General features: G+C 43.2%; 25 protein-coding genes. All 25 read left to right on the top strand.

Going from position 1 to position 13,854, the window contains the following annotated elements; all coding sequences use genetic code 11:
• Nucleotides 1–5: 5 nt before the first annotated feature.
• The 25 genes from ACBP55_RS36325 (at nucleotide 6) to rpmD (ending at nucleotide 13,839) form a co-directional block, all read left to right on the top strand.
• Nucleotides 6–257, top strand: coding sequence for a ribosomal L7Ae/L30e/S12e/Gadd45 family protein (locus ACBP55_RS36325; protein ID WP_029196465.1), 252 nt, complete (start codon nucleotides 6–8; stop codon nucleotides 255–257).
• Nucleotides 258–420: 163 nt separating this feature from the next.
• Nucleotides 421–840 (top strand): 30S ribosomal protein S12, encoded by a 420-nt coding sequence (gene rpsL / locus ACBP55_RS36320; RefSeq protein ID WP_028557500.1) that lies wholly within the window; start codon nucleotides 421–423, stop codon nucleotides 838–840.
• A gap of 44 nt (nucleotides 841–884) precedes the next feature.
• Entirely contained in the window at nucleotides 885–1,355 is a 471-nt protein-coding gene (gene rpsG / locus ACBP55_RS36315) for a 30S ribosomal protein S7 (protein WP_028557499.1), read from the top strand.
• A 38-nt stretch (nucleotides 1,356–1,393) separates the two neighbouring features.
• Nucleotides 1,394–3,469, top strand: coding sequence for an elongation factor G (gene fusA / locus ACBP55_RS36310; RefSeq protein ID WP_029196464.1), 2,076 nt, complete (start codon nucleotides 1,394–1,396; stop codon nucleotides 3,467–3,469).
• Between the two features lie 39 nt (nucleotides 3,470–3,508).
• Nucleotides 3,509–4,699, top strand: a complete 1,191-nt coding sequence (gene tuf / locus ACBP55_RS36305) for an elongation factor Tu (protein WP_028557497.1) — start codon at nucleotides 3,509–3,511, stop codon at nucleotides 4,697–4,699.
• Between the two features lie 240 nt (nucleotides 4,700–4,939).
• A complete protein-coding gene (rpsJ, locus tag ACBP55_RS36300; protein WP_028557496.1) occupies nucleotides 4,940–5,248 on the top strand; it encodes a 30S ribosomal protein S10 in 309 nt (102 codons plus the stop codon).
• A gap of 45 nt (nucleotides 5,249–5,293) precedes the next feature.
• On the top strand, nucleotides 5,294–5,917 hold the full coding sequence (rplC, locus tag ACBP55_RS36295; RefSeq protein WP_029196463.1) for a 50S ribosomal protein L3: 624 nt from the start codon (nucleotides 5,294–5,296) through the stop codon (nucleotides 5,915–5,917).
• A 16-nt stretch (nucleotides 5,918–5,933) separates the two neighbouring features.
• Nucleotides 5,934–6,560 (top strand): 50S ribosomal protein L4, encoded by a 627-nt coding sequence (rplD, locus tag ACBP55_RS36290; protein ID WP_029196462.1) that lies wholly within the window; start codon nucleotides 5,934–5,936, stop codon nucleotides 6,558–6,560.
• Nucleotides 6,557–6,847, top strand: coding sequence for a 50S ribosomal protein L23 (gene rplW, locus ACBP55_RS36285; protein WP_028557493.1), 291 nt, complete (start codon nucleotides 6,557–6,559; stop codon nucleotides 6,845–6,847). Before rplD ends, rplW begins: the two co-directional genes overlap by 4 nt.
• Before the next feature lie 32 nt (nucleotides 6,848–6,879).
• A complete protein-coding gene (gene rplB / locus ACBP55_RS36280) occupies nucleotides 6,880–7,710 on the top strand; it encodes a 50S ribosomal protein L2 (RefSeq protein ID WP_028557492.1) in 831 nt (276 codons plus the stop codon).
• Nucleotides 7,711–7,794: 84 nt separating this feature from the next.
• The gene (rpsS, locus tag ACBP55_RS36275) at nucleotides 7,795–8,073 is read left to right on the top strand and encodes a 30S ribosomal protein S19 (RefSeq protein WP_029196461.1); all 279 of its coding nucleotides are present in this window, start codon (nucleotides 7,795–7,797) and stop codon (nucleotides 8,071–8,073) included.
• 30 nt (nucleotides 8,074–8,103) lie between these two features.
• A complete protein-coding gene (rplV, locus tag ACBP55_RS36270; protein ID WP_464648440.1) occupies nucleotides 8,104–8,436 on the top strand; it encodes a 50S ribosomal protein L22 in 333 nt (110 codons plus the stop codon).
• A gap of 13 nt (nucleotides 8,437–8,449) precedes the next feature.
• Entirely contained in the window at nucleotides 8,450–9,112 is a 663-nt protein-coding gene (gene rpsC, locus ACBP55_RS36265; protein ID WP_029196460.1) for a 30S ribosomal protein S3, read from the top strand.
• 3 nt (nucleotides 9,113–9,115) lie between these two features.
• Nucleotides 9,116–9,550: a 50S ribosomal protein L16 gene (gene rplP / locus ACBP55_RS36260; protein WP_029196459.1), complete on the top strand. Its 435-nt coding sequence runs from the start codon at nucleotides 9,116–9,118 to the stop codon at nucleotides 9,548–9,550.
• The gene (gene rpmC / locus ACBP55_RS36255) at nucleotides 9,540–9,737 is read left to right on the top strand and encodes a 50S ribosomal protein L29 (protein ID WP_028557487.1); all 198 of its coding nucleotides are present in this window, start codon (nucleotides 9,540–9,542) and stop codon (nucleotides 9,735–9,737) included. Before rplP ends, rpmC begins: the two co-directional genes overlap by 11 nt.
• A 27-nt stretch (nucleotides 9,738–9,764) precedes the next feature.
• The gene (rpsQ, locus tag ACBP55_RS36250; protein WP_029196458.1) at nucleotides 9,765–10,028 is read left to right on the top strand and encodes a 30S ribosomal protein S17; all 264 of its coding nucleotides are present in this window, start codon (nucleotides 9,765–9,767) and stop codon (nucleotides 10,026–10,028) included.
• A gap of 35 nt (nucleotides 10,029–10,063) precedes the next feature.
• Nucleotides 10,064–10,432 (top strand): 50S ribosomal protein L14, encoded by a 369-nt coding sequence (rplN, locus tag ACBP55_RS36245; protein WP_028557485.1) that lies wholly within the window; start codon nucleotides 10,064–10,066, stop codon nucleotides 10,430–10,432.
• Between the two features lie 55 nt (nucleotides 10,433–10,487).
• Nucleotides 10,488–10,841 carry a 50S ribosomal protein L24 gene (rplX, locus tag ACBP55_RS36240; RefSeq protein WP_079418006.1) on the top strand — a complete coding sequence of 118 codons (354 nt, stop codon included), beginning with the start codon at nucleotides 10,488–10,490 and terminating at the stop codon, nucleotides 10,839–10,841.
• Nucleotides 10,842–10,874: 33 nt separating this feature from the next.
• A complete protein-coding gene (gene rplE / locus ACBP55_RS36235; RefSeq protein ID WP_029196456.1) occupies nucleotides 10,875–11,417 on the top strand; it encodes a 50S ribosomal protein L5 in 543 nt (180 codons plus the stop codon).
• 36 nt (nucleotides 11,418–11,453) lie between these two features.
• Nucleotides 11,454–11,639, top strand: coding sequence for a type Z 30S ribosomal protein S14 (locus ACBP55_RS36230; protein ID WP_029196455.1), 186 nt, complete (start codon nucleotides 11,454–11,456; stop codon nucleotides 11,637–11,639).
• Nucleotides 11,640–11,672: 33 nt separating this feature from the next.
• A complete protein-coding gene (gene rpsH / locus ACBP55_RS36225) occupies nucleotides 11,673–12,071 on the top strand; it encodes a 30S ribosomal protein S8 (protein WP_029196454.1) in 399 nt (132 codons plus the stop codon).
• Nucleotides 12,072–12,100: 29 nt separating this feature from the next.
• Nucleotides 12,101–12,643 carry a 50S ribosomal protein L6 gene (gene rplF, locus ACBP55_RS36220; RefSeq protein ID WP_029196453.1) on the top strand — a complete coding sequence of 181 codons (543 nt, stop codon included), beginning with the start codon at nucleotides 12,101–12,103 and terminating at the stop codon, nucleotides 12,641–12,643.
• Between the two features lie 101 nt (nucleotides 12,644–12,744).
• On the top strand, nucleotides 12,745–13,113 hold the full coding sequence (rplR, locus tag ACBP55_RS36215) for a 50S ribosomal protein L18 (RefSeq protein ID WP_464648439.1): 369 nt from the start codon (nucleotides 12,745–12,747) through the stop codon (nucleotides 13,111–13,113).
• Between the two features lie 28 nt (nucleotides 13,114–13,141).
• The gene (rpsE, locus tag ACBP55_RS36210; protein ID WP_029196451.1) at nucleotides 13,142–13,639 is read left to right on the top strand and encodes a 30S ribosomal protein S5; all 498 of its coding nucleotides are present in this window, start codon (nucleotides 13,142–13,144) and stop codon (nucleotides 13,637–13,639) included.
• 11 nt (nucleotides 13,640–13,650) lie between these two features.
• Entirely contained in the window at nucleotides 13,651–13,839 is a 189-nt protein-coding gene (gene rpmD, locus ACBP55_RS36205; RefSeq protein WP_029196450.1) for a 50S ribosomal protein L30, read from the top strand.
• Nucleotides 13,840–13,854 lie beyond the last annotated feature (15 nt).

Below are 13,854 nucleotides of genomic sequence, written 5' to 3'. Positions count from 1 at the left end.
GCCTTATGTCTTATGATAAAGTCAAACAGGCGAAGAGTATTAGTGTAGGTACGAAGAAAGTTACAAAAATAGTCGAACAAGGTAAGGCAGTCGAAGTTTTTGTTTCCAAAGATGCAGATCCGCGATTGACGATAAATCTGGTAACTCTTTGTACGCAGAAGGGTGTACCTGTTACCTATGTGGATTCTATGAAGATGCTAGGTAAAGCATGTGGAATTGAAGTTGGAGCTGCGGTAGCAGCTGTTGTAAATGAATAAACGCTAAAGACGTTTTTGTTAGTGGTTATAGCCTACATTAGTACTAGTGACTTTTTGCAGCTATCCATGGCAAGGACTTTCTCTTTGCTCATTTATGACTCGCCTGGATCTGTGGGCTTGCAAGAAGAACATCATGTTATGAATGTAGGGAGGAGGTGGCGATATGCCAACAATTAACCAACTAGTACGTAAAGGTCGTCAAGCGAAGGTGGATAAGTCTAAATCACCAGCTTTGCAAAAAGGTTTTAACGCTTTGAAAAGAGAAGCAACGGATTTGAGTGCACCTCAAAAACGTGGTGTCTGCACGCGTGTAGGTACTATGACTCCTAAGAAGCCTAACTCCGCACTTCGTAAATATGCACGTGTTCGTTTAACGAACCGCGTAGAGGTGACAGCTTACATTCCAGGTATCGGTCACAACCTGCAAGAACACAGCGTTGTATTGATCCGTGGAGGTAGAATTAAAGATCTTCCAGGGGTACGTTATCACATCGTGCGTGGCGCGCTGGATACTTCCGGTGTTAACAACCGTAAGCAATCCCGTTCCAAATACGGTACAAAACGTCCGAAAGTTAAAAAATAAGAGATAATAATCAGGGATGATTCTTATAAGAAAGGGGGATAACTATGCCTCGTAAAGGTCCAGTTACTCGCAGAGACGTATTGCCAGATCCAATTTATAATAGCAAACTAGTTACTCGTCTTATCAATCGCATTATGGTTGATGGAAAAAGAGGGGTAGCACAAACCATTCTATACAACGCTTTTAACCTCGTGAAAGATCGTACAGGTAAAGAGCCGATGGAAGTGTTTGAAGCTGCTATCAAAAATATTATGCCAGTACTAGAAGTTAAAGCTCGCCGTGTTGGTGGAGCAAACTATCAAGTGCCTATCGAAGTAAGACCTGATCGTCGTTCGACATTAGGCTTGCGTTGGTTGGTAAACTACTCACGTCTACGTGGTGAGAAGACGATGGAAGAAAGATTGGCTTATGAAATCATCGATGCTAGCAACAGCACAGGCTCTTCCGTTAAGAAACGTGAAGATACACACAAAATGGCTGAAGCTAATAAAGCATTCGCTCACTATCGTTGGTAGAATTCTAAATTAATATCAGAAAGGAGACATAACGACCTATGGCTAGAGAGTTCTCCTTAAAAAACACACGTAATATCGGGATCATGGCTCATATCGATGCTGGTAAAACGACTACAACAGAGCGCATTCTGTACTATACTGGTAAAGTTCACAAAATCGGAGAAGTGCACGAAGGTGCAGCTACGATGGACTGGATGGAACAGGAACAAGAGCGCGGAATCACGATTACTTCCGCCGCTACAACTGCGCAATGGGAAGGTCACCGCATCAATATTATTGATACCCCGGGACACGTTGACTTTACCGTTGAGGTAGAGCGTTCCCTTCGTGTGTTGGATGGAGCAGTTGGTGTATTTAGTGCGAAAGAGGGCGTTGAGCCTCAATCGGAAACAGTTTGGAGACAAGCTGATAAATACAACGTTCCACGTATTGCTTACGTAAACAAAATGGACATCATCGGTGCAGACTTCTTGCAAGTTGTTGAATCGATGCGTCAAAAGCTTGGTGCAAATGCAGTAGCTATTCAACTTCCAATCGGTGCTGAGAATGAATTCAAAGGTATCATTGACTTGGTTGATGAAGTTGCTTATATGTACAAAGACGATCTTGGTAAGGATATCGAGAAAATCGAGATTCCTGCTGAGTTCAAAGATCAAGTTGCAGAACTTCGTTTGGAATTGATTGAGAAAGTTGCTGAGCTCGATGAAGAGCTTACAATGAAGTATCTTGAAGGCGAAGAAATCTCTGTTGACGAAATCAAAGCAGCTCTACGTAAAGGTGTCTGTGAAGTGAAAATCTTCCCAGTTATCGTAGGGTCTTCTTACAGAAACAAAGGTGTTCAATTGATGTTGGATGCGGTAATTAATTACCTGCCATCACCACTTGATGTACCTGACATTAAAGGTGTACTTGACGACGGTACTGAAGTGGTTCGTAAGTCTGCTGATGATCAACCTTTCTCAGCGCTTGCATTTAAAATCATGACAGATCCTTTCGTTGGTCGTCTTACGTTCTTCCGTGTTTACTCTGGTACCTTGAACTCCGGTTCCTACGTTGTTAACGCAACGAAAGGCAAACGTGAGCGCGTTGGTCGTATCCTGCAAATGCATGCGAACAGCCGTCAAGAGATCAGCATTGTATACGCTGGTGACATCGCCGCGGCCGTTGGATTGAAAGATACAACGACTGGTGATACACTTTGTGATGAGAAAAATCCAGTTATTCTTGAGAAAATGGTCTTCCCTGAACCGGTTATCCAGCTTGCTGTTGAACCGAAGACGAAAGCCGACCAAGATAAAATGGGTATCGCATTGCAAAAGCTTGCTGAAGAAGATCCGACTTTCCGTGCTTCTACAGACGAAGAAACAGGACAAACGATCATCGCTGGTATGGGTGAGCTTCACCTTGAAATCCTCGTTGACCGTATGCTTCGCGAGTTCAAAGTAGAAACCAATGTAGGTAAACCACAAGTTGCTTATCGTGAAACGTTCCGTGCAGCAGCTAAAGTTGAGGGTAAATTCGTTCGTCAATCCGGTGGTCGTGGTCAATACGGACATTGTTGGGTTGAGTTTGAACCTCAAGAAGCTGGTACAGGTTTCATTTTCGAAAGCAAAGTAGTGGGCGGATCTATTCCAAGAGAATATATCGCACCTATTCAAGCTGGTATCGAAGAGTCCATGAAAAACGGTGTAATCGCAGGATTCCCGCTCGTGGATATCAAAGCTACAGTTGTCGATGGATCTTACCATGATGTTGACTCCAATGAAATGGCGTTCAAAATCGCGGGTTCCATGGCACTTAAAGCAGCTAAAGAAAAATGTAAACCGGTTCTTCTTGAGCCAATCATGAAGGTTGAAGTTACTGTACCAGAAGAGTACATGGGCGATGTTATGGGTGACCTTAACTCCCGTCGTGGACGCATTGAAGGTATGGATAACCGTCATGGCGCGCAAATCATCCGTGCTAAGGTGCCTTTGTCCGAAATGTTTGGATATTCCACAACACTTCGTTCGAGAACACAAGGCCGTGGTGTTTACTCCATGGAACTTTCACATTATGAAGAAGTACCTAAGTCCATTGCAGAAGAAATTATTGCAAAAGGCAAAGGCGCTTAATATAAAACTATTAGTCACTCTAAGGAGGAATCGTTTAAAATGGCAAAGGCTAAATTTGAACGTAACAAACCGCATGTTAACATCGGTACTATCGGTCACGTTGACCATGGTAAAACAACTTTGACAGCTGCTATTACAACTGTATTGTCCAAAAGATACGGTGGAGCTGCAGTAGCATTCGACCAAATCGATAAAGCACCAGAAGAGCGCGAGCGCGGTATCACAATCTCCACAGCTCACGTTGAGTACGAAACACCTAACCGTCACTACGCACACGTTGACTGCCCAGGACATGCTGACTATGTTAAAAACATGATCACTGGTGCTGCTCAAATGGACGGAGCGATCTTGGTTGTATCCGCAGCTGACGGCCCTATGCCGCAAACTCGTGAGCACATCCTTCTTTCCCGTCAAGTAGGCGTACCTTACATCGTAGTATTCCTTAACAAATGTGATATGGTTGAAGACGAAGAGTTGCTTGAATTGGTTGAGATGGAAGTTCGCGACCTTCTTAACGAATATGAGTTCCCAGGCGATGATACTCCAATCATCCGTGGTGCAGCTCGTGAAGCTCTTCAAAACCCAGATGGTCCTTGGGCTGACAAAATCATCGAGTTGTTCGAGCAAGTTGATACTTACATCCCAACTCCTGAGCGTCAAACTGACAAGCCTTTCCTTATGCCAGTTGAGGATGTATTCTCAATCACTGGTCGTGGAACAGTTGCAACTGGTCGTGTTGAGCGTGGTACTGTTAAAGTACAAGAAGAAGTTGAAATCGTTGGTATCGCTGAAGAAACTCGTAAATGCATCGTAACTGGTGTAGAGATGTTCCGTAAATTGCTTGATTCCGCTCAAGCTGGTGACAACATTGGAGCATTGCTTCGTGGTGTAGACCGTAAAGATATCGAGCGTGGACAAGTTCTTGCGAAACCAGGTTCAGTTAAACCACACACGAACTTCACAGCACAAATCTACGTTCTAACTAAAGAAGAGGGTGGCCGTCATAAGCCTTTCTTCACAGGTTACCGTCCACAGTTCTACTTCCGTACAACTGACGTAACGGGTATCATCTCCCTTCCAGAAGGTACAGAGATGGTTATGCCTGGTGATAACATCACAGTTACTGTTGAACTGATCAACCCAATCGCAATCGAAGAAGGAACACGTTTCGCGATTCGTGAAGGCGGACGTACAGTTGGTGCGGGCGCGGTTGCAACAATTCAAAAGTAATACCTATATATAGAAGAAACACTCATCGTTTAGGCGATGGGTGTTTTTTTTATGCATATGCCTAAAATTTCGCTTGCTTTTCGTTTTCAAATTTTATATAATATAAAACGTTGGTCTGTGACGTTGCGATGATGCGAAAGGTTGCCGACACACCTGGCCCCTTTGCCATGGGGAAGGATGTTGGAGAATTTTCGCGGAGTATGTCCGATACTAAATTGGGCGATAGAAGGAGGGACTTATATGGCAAAGCAAAAAATTCGTATCCGTTTGAAAGCTTATGATCACAGAATTATTGATCAATCAGCTGAGAAAATCGTGGAAACTGCCAAGCGTTCCGGTGCAGGTGTATCCGGTCCGATTCCGCTTCCGACAGAGAAGCAAATCATCACGATTCTTCGTGCGGTGCACAAGTACAAGGATTCGCGTGAGCAATTCGAAATGCGTACGCATAAGCGTCTTATCGATATTGTGAATCCAACACCACAAACAGTTGATGCTTTGATGCGTCTAGACTTACCGTCTGGCGTTGACATCGAGATCAAACTGTAAAACAACTATAGAATGAACGTTTAGGAAGGAAATGAGGTGTCAACGATGAAAGGTATCTTAGGAAAAAAACTTGGGATGACACAGTTGTTTACTCCGGAGGGTAATGTAGTTCCGGTAACTGTCATTCAAGCGGGACCATGTGTGGTACTGCAAAAGAAAGATGTGGATAACGACGGATATGAGTCGATCCAAATCGGTTTTGATGATGTTAAAGCTAGCAGAATCATTAAACCAGAGCTTGGCCATGCGAAAAAAGCAGGGGCAACGCCTAAGCGCTACGTTAAAGAAATTCGTGGCATTCAGTTGGGTGACTATGAAGTTGGTCAAGAGCTGAAAGCAGATCTGTTTACAGAGGGCGAATTCGTTGATGTAACGGGTACTTCCAAAGGTAAAGGTTTCCAAGGTAACATCAAAAGACATAACCAATCCACAGGCCCGATGGCTCACGGATCACGTTATCACCGCGGACCAGGTTCCATGGGTTCCATTCAAGCAAACCGCGTTCCTAAAGGTAAGAAATTGCCAGGGCACATGGGTAACGAAACAGTAACATTGCAAAACCTTCAAATCATTAAAGTAGATGCTGAGCGTAATGTATTGCTAGTTAAAGGTTCCATTCCGGGTCCTAAGAACAGCTACGTTAGCGTGAAGTCTGCTGTGAAAAAGTAAGAAAGGAGGAAGACAGATGCCAAAAGTAGCTTTATATAATGTAACAGGTGCTCAGGTAGGAGAAGTTGAACTGTCTGACGTTGTTTTCGGAATTGAGCCTCACGTTCACGCGATTCACGAAGCTGTTCTTTTGCAACAAGCAGCTGTGCGTCAAGGGACACACAAAACAAAAGGTCGTTCGGAAGTTCGCGGCGGTGGTCGTAAACCTTGGAAACAAAAAGGTACAGGTCGTGCGCGTCAAGGTAGTATTCGTGCTCCACAGTGGAAAGGCGGCGGTACCGTATTCGGACCGACACCTCGCAGCTATGGTTTCAAATTACCTAGAAAAGTTCGTCGCTTAGCGATCAAATCCGCTTTGTCCTCGAAACTTATCGATAACAACTTGATCGTATTGGATCAGCTTCAATTGAACGCTCCAAAAACGAAAGACTTCGTAGCTATTTTGAACAACCTGAAAGTAGATCGTAAAGTATTAGTTGTAGGCGTTGCTAACGACTCCAATGTTGCTTTATCAGCTCGTAATATTCCAGGTGTGAAATTTGTTGCTGCTGATGGAGTTAATGTTCTTGATGTCATGTTGTATGACAAATTGATCATTACACAAGAAGCTGTACAGAAAGTTGAGGAGGTGCTTGCACAATGAAAAATCCACGCGACATTATCAAGCGCCCGATCATCACTGAGCGTACAAGCGACCTAATGGCTAACAAAAAGTATGTTTTTGAAGTGGATCTTCGCGCTAACAAAACAGAAATTAAACAAGCTATTGAAGCTATTTTCAAAGTAAAAGTTACAAATGTAAACACATTGAGAATGCCAGCTAAGCCTAAACGTTATGGCAAACACTCCGGTTACACTTCCATCTGGAAGAAAGCTATTGTGTCCCTAAGCGCAGAAAGCAAAGAATTGGAATTCTTTGAATCAGTATAAACCCTATCTCTTAAAGTAAGGAGGAAATCAGAGTGCCAATTAAAAAATATAAACCAACCTCACCAGCTCGACGTGCGATGTCGGTTTCTACTTTTGAAGAAATCACAACATCAACACCGGAGAAATCCTTGCTTGCTCCTCTGTTCAAGCATGCTGGTCGTAACAACCAAGGTAAAATTACGGTTCGTCACCATGGTGGTGGACACAAACGTAAATACCGTATTATCGATTTCAAACGTACTAAAGATGGAATACCAGGACGCGTTGCTACAGTTGAGTACGATCCTAACCGTTCCGCGAACATCGCATTGATTCATTATGCTGATGGCGAGAAAAAATACATCATCGCTCCTAAAGGCCTTAAAGTGGACGATCGTATCGTTTCTGGACCACAAGCAGATATCAAAGTAGGTAACGCTCTTCCATTGGAAAACATTCCAGTTGGTACAGTTATCCACAACATCGAGTTGAAGCCTGGTAAAGGTGCACAACTAGTGCGCGCTGCCGGTACGGAAGCTCAACTTCTTGGTAAAGAAGAAACTTACGTAACCATTCGCCTTTCATCTGGTGAAGTTCGTAAAGTCCTTAAAGTTTGCCGCGCAACAATCGGTTCTGTTGGTAACGAGGATCACGAGCTAGTGAAAATCGGTAAAGCAGGACGTAATCGTTGGAAAGGCAATCGTCCACAAGTTCGTGGGGTTGTTATGAACCCGAATGATCACCCACACGGTGGTGGTGAAGGACGCGCACCAATCGGACGTAAATCACCTATGTCACCATGGGGTAAACCGACGCTTGGTTTCAAAACTCGTAAAAAAGGCAAAGCATCCGATAAATACATTGTACGTCGCCGTACGAAGTAATCACGATAAAGTGAATCGAATAAATGTTTCGATTTATCACGGATATATGAATTCTCTTGAGGTTCAAGGAAGGGAGGAACACCCATGGGTCGCAGCTTAAAGAAGGGTCCATTTATTGATGGATACTTACTGAAAAAAGTAGAAGACTTGAACACTTCCAGCAAAAAACTGGTTATCAAAACGTGGTCCCGTCGTTCTACGATTTACCCGCAATTCGTTGGTCACACTTTCGGAGTATATGATGGAAGAAAACACGTGCCTGTGTATGTAACCGAAGATATGGTTGGACACAAGCTTGGTGAATTTGCACCAACTCGTACTTACAAAGGTCATGATGACGACAAGAAAACCGGAAAACGTTAATTTCATTTTTAACCGAGAGGAGGTACTACCATGCAAGCTAAAGCAATATTGAACCACGCTCGGATTGCTCCTCGTAAAGCAAAGCTAGTTGTTGACTTGATTCGGGGAAAAGCGGTAGGCGAAGCGATTGCAATTCTGCGTCACACACCTAAAGCAGTTTCTCCAATCCTGGAGAAACTATTGAATTCCGCAATTGCCAATGCAGAGCATAACTATTCATTAGATCCTAATAAATTAGTGGTATCTGAGACGTTTGTTAACCAAGGACCTACAATGAAAAGGTTCCAACAACGTGCAATGGGCCGCGCTAGCGCGATCAAAAAACGTACCAGCCACATCACAATCGTGGTATCTGAAAAATAAGGAGGGATAACGTGTGGGTCAGAAAGTAAACCCGGTAGGCTTTAGAATTGGTATTATTCGTGATTGGGAGTCCAAATGGTTCGCAGAGAAAGATTTCGGAACTCTGTTGCTTGAAGACGTCAAAATCCGCGAATACTTAAAAAATAAACTTAAAGACTCAGCAGTTTCCCATATCGATATCGAGCGCGCGGCTAACCGTGTGAACGTTACGATTCATACTGCTAAACCAGGAATGGTTATTGGTAAAGGCGGAGCTGAAGTTGAAGTTATTCGCAACTACATCGCTGGTATGTCCAATAAAAAAGTTCACATCAACATTTCTGAAATCAAAAGCCCAGATCTTGATGCAATTCTCGTAGCTGAAGCTATCGCACTTCAATTGGAACGTCGTGTTTCATTCCGTCGTGCTATGAAACAAGCTATGCAAAGAACAATGAGATCCGGCGCTAAAGGTATTAAAGTAGCAACTAGCGGACGTCTTGGCGGTGCTGAGATTGCTCGTACGGAAGGATATAGCGAAGGAACAGTTCCACTTCATACGCTTCGTGCGGATATCGACTATGGTACTGCTGAAGCAGCCACTACTTATGGACGTATCGGTGTAAAAGTATGGATTTATCGTGGAGAAGTGCTTCCGCCAGCTAAGAAAAAGGCTCAGCCGGAAGGAGGAATTTAAATCATGTTAGTACCTAAACGTGTAAAACACCGTAAAGAACACCGCGGTAACATGAAAGGTCGCGCTAAAGGCGGAACGGAAGTAGCTTTTGGCGAATATGGTCTGCAAGCGGTAGAACCGGCTTGGGTATCCAACCGTCAAATCGAAGCAGCACGTATTGCCATGACACGTTACATCAAACGTGGCGGTAAAGTTTGGATTAAAATCTTCCCAGCTAAACCAGTTACACAAAAACCGCTTGAAGTCCGTATGGGTAGTGGTAAAGGTAACGTGGAGAAATGGGTAGCAGTAGTAAAACCGGGTAAAATTTTGTTTGAACTTGCTGGTGTAAGTGAAGAGGTCGCTCGTGAAGCGATGCGTCTTGCTGCTCACAAGCTTCCAATCAAAACGAAATTCGTGAAAAGAGAAGAAGTAGGCGGTGAAGCAAATGAAGGGTAGTGAATTCCGGAACTTAACCACTGCTGAAATTGAGCAAAAAGTTAATGGTTTTAAAGAAGAACTCTTTAACCTCCGTTTTCAACTAGCTACTGGTCAATTGGACAACCCGACTCAAATTCGTGATTTGCGTAAAGAGATCGCTCGTGCCAAGACTATTTTGCGTGAAAGAGAATTGGGGATTGGGTAACCAAATCTAGAAGGGAGGGTTCCTTAGATGGCTGAACGTAACGATCGTAAGGTACTGATCGGTAAAGTTGTCAGCGATAAAATGGATAAAACCATTGTTGTTGCTGTCGAAACTTACAAAAAACATGATCTCTATCACAAGAGAATCAAATATACGAAAAAGTTTAAAGCGCATGACGAAAACAACCAAGCTAAAATCGGTGACACTGTGAAAATCAGTGAAACTAGACCATTATCCAAAGATAAAAGCTGGAGACTGGTTGAAATTACTGAAGTTGGCGTTGTTATCTAATAATCGAGACATGAACCCCGAAAGGAGGGAATACGATGATTCAACCATTTACTCGTTTGGCTGTCGCTGACAACTCAGGTGCGAAACAATTAATGTGTATCCGCGTTTTGGGTGGTACTGGTCGTCGCGTTGGTCACATAGGTGATTTGATCGTCTGTTCAGTAAAAGAAGCAACACCAGGTGGCGTTGTCAAAAAAGGTGACGTTGTTAAAGCAGTTATCGTTCGTACGAAGAGCGGTGCTCGCCGTAAAGACGGATCATATATCTCATTCGATGAGAATGCGGCTGTTATCGTGAAAGAAGATAAAAGTCCACGTGGTACACGTATCTTTGGACCAGTTGCACGCGAACTTCGTGACAGAGACTTCATGAAGATCGTATCCTTGGCTCCAGAAGTTATCTAAGAACAGTTACGATGTTTGTTTTCCTAACGGGAAACCTCAGGAGGTGTAGAAGCTAATGCCAAGATTAAAAAAGAGATTAGAATCTCATAACAATAAACTGCACGTGAAAAAAGACGATACGGTTTTTGTAATCACTGGTAAAGACAAAGGTAAGAAGGGTCGCGTTATCGCTGCTTATCCTCGTCAAAACCGTGTGCTTGTAGAAGGTGTAAACATGGTTAAGAAACATGCGAAACCATCTCAACAAAATCCACAAGGCGGTATCTTGAATCAAGAAGCTGCAATCCACGTTTCTAACGTGATGCTAATTGATCCTAAGAGCGGCAAACCTACTCGCGTAGGATACAAAGTATTGGATAACGGAACGAAAGTTCGTATCGCGAAAAAATCCGGCGAAGTTATCGACTAATACAAACAAGCATGGAAAGGAGGCAAATGAGTCATGGCAGTAAGAATGAAAGATCGTTACTTGAACGAAATTACTCCAGCGTTAATTCAGAAGTTTAACTACACAACAGTCATGCAAGTTCCTAAAATCGAGAAAATCGTTATCAACATGGGTGTTGGTGAGGCTGTATCGAACTCCAAAGTACTTGACACTGCTGTAGAAGATCTTCAAAAAATTGCTGGTCAAAAACCAGTTGTAACAAAATCCAAAAAAGCGATCGCGGGTTTCAAACTTCGTGAAAATATGCCAATCGGCGTGAAAGTAACTCTTCGCGGCGAACGCATGTATCATTTCTTGGATAAACTTTTCAACGTATCACTTCCACGTGTACGTGACTTCCGTGGTATTTCCAACAAGGCTTTTGACGGCCGTGGAAACTACACACTTGGTCTGAAAGAACAACTCATTTTCCCAGAGATTGAGTATGATAAAGTTGATAAAGTTCGTGGTATGGATATTGTTATCGTTACAACGGCTAAGTCCGACGAGGAAGCTCGCGAGCTTTTAACACAACTCGGAGCGCCTTTCGTTAAATAGGTTACCAGTCGTACCTATCAGGAGGTGTTATATTAAGTGGCAAAAACTTCGATGAAAGTCAAACAGCAACGTACCCCGAAGTTTAAAGTGCAAGCATACACACGTTGTGAGCGCTGCGGACGTCCGCATTCAGTGCTTCGCAAGTTCAAAATTTGTCGGATTTGTTTCCGCGAATTAGCACACAAAGGTCAGATTCCTGGCGTTAAAAAAGCAAGCTGGTAATCACCCTATTTTCGGGAAGGAGGTTTACACAAAATGGTCATGTCAGATCCAATTGCAGATATGCTAACTCGCATTCGTAATGCGAATATCGTACGTCATGAAACAGTTGAAATTCCTGCATCAAAAGTGAAGAGGGAAATCGCTGAAATCCTTAAAAAAGAAGGATTTATCCGTGACGCTGAGTACGTTGAAGATAGCAAACAAGGTATCATCCGTTTGTTCCTGAAATACGGTTCAAACAATGAACGTGTTATCTCCGGTTTGAAAAGAATTAGCAAACCAGGTCTACGCGTTTATACTAAATCACAAGAAATCCCTCGTGTATTGGGCGGATTAGGGATTGCCATCATCTCCACATCTAAAGGAGTTATGACGGATAAAGATGCTCGTCAATCCAAAGCTGGCGGAGAGGTTATCTGCTACGTTTGGTAATACAATTGTAATTGAATGGAGGTGCAAACATGTCTCGTATTGGTCGTAAGCCAATCACCATTCCAAGTGGTGTAAATGTAACACTAGACAATACTCAAATCACGGTTAAAGGCCCTAAAGGTTCTTTGTCCCGTGAACTTCATAAAGATATGAAAGTAAATGTTCTAGAAAACGAGATTTCCGTTGAGCGTCCTTCCGATAACAAGCTCCACCGTTCCCTGCATGGTACAACACGTAGTGTTGTTGCCAACATGGTAAGTGGCGTAACGGAAGGTTTCACGAAATCTTTGGATCTAGTTGGCGTTGGTTACCGTGCTAACAAGAGCGGTGACAAATTGGTTCTCAACGTTGGGTACTCCCATCCAGTTGAAATCAATCCTGAAAACGGAATTGAGTTCGATGTTCCTACGAACACGAAGATCATCGTTAAAGGTATTGATAAAGAATTAGTAGGCGCTATGGCAGCTAAAGTTCGTTCCGTACGTGAACCAGAGCCGTATAAAGGTAAAGGTATCAAGTATGAAGGCGAACGCATTCTTCGTAAAGAAGGTAAAGCTGGTAAGAAGAAATAAGATCGTTAGATCGCGGGTAATAGCTAAGAGTTTTCTTGTGAAAACTTGCTACGTAAGCATAAGCCTCGCATCATAAGATGATGAAAGGAGTGTAAGTATAGATGATTACTAAAAGCGATAAAAATAAAGCTCGTTTGAAAAGACATCTTCGTGTTCGTAAGAAAATCGAAGGTACTACTGTTCGTCCGCGCTTGAACATATTCCGCTCTTCCAAGCACATGTATGCTCAACTTATCGATGATACAACGGGTGTTACAATCGTTGCTGCATCGACTCAAGATAAAGAACTGAAAAGTGATATTGGTAATGGCGGTAACGTTGAAGCTGCTCGTAAAGTTGGCGCATTAATCGCTCAACGCGCGAAAGAAAAAGGTTTAGACAAAGTGGTTTTTGACCGCGGTGGATACCTTTATCATGGACGTGTTCAAGCATTAGCTGACGCAGCTCGTGAAGCTGGACTTGAATTCTAGGAAAAACATATATAAGGAGGTAAAAGACTTGCGTGTAGATCCTAATACTTTAGAGCTAACAGAAAAAGTTGTTAATATTAATCGCGTAGCTAAAGTAGTAAAAGGCGGACGTCGTTTCAGCTTCAGCGCACTTGTTGTCGTTGGCGATGGCAATGGCTGGGTTGGCGCAGGAATCGGTAAAGCTTCCGAAGTTCCTGATGCAATCCGCAAAGGTATTGAAGATGCGAAAAAGAACTTGATTCATGTTCCTATCGTAGGCACTTCGATTCCTCACCTTGTAACAGGTAAGTTTGGTGCAGGACGCGTTCTGCTAAAACCAGCTTCCCAAGGTACAGGAGTTATCGCAGGCGGACCAGTTCGTGCAGTTCTTGAACTTGCTGGTATCGGCGATATCTTGACAAAATCCCTTGGTTCATCGAACTCCATGAACATGGTTAACGCTACGCTTGAAGGCTTAAGCCGCTTGAAAAAAGCGGAAGAAGTTGCAAAGCTTCGTGGTAAAACAGTTCAAGAGCTATTAGGTTAGGAGGGGTAAACATGGCGAAACAATTACAAATTACCCTAAAACGCAGCCTGATTGGCCGCCCTGAAACACAACGCGTTACTGTGAAAACACTTGGTCTTCGCAAGATGCACCAAACTGTTCTTCATCAAGATAATGCTGCGATCAGAGGCATGGTTAATCAAGTGAGCCATTTGGTAGAAGTTAAAGAAATCGAAGCATAGTAGCAAGATATTAAG

The sequence above is a fragment of the Paenibacillus sp. WG02 genome (assembly GCF_055396115.1).
This window is presented reverse-complemented; position numbering and strand designations above follow the sequence as displayed.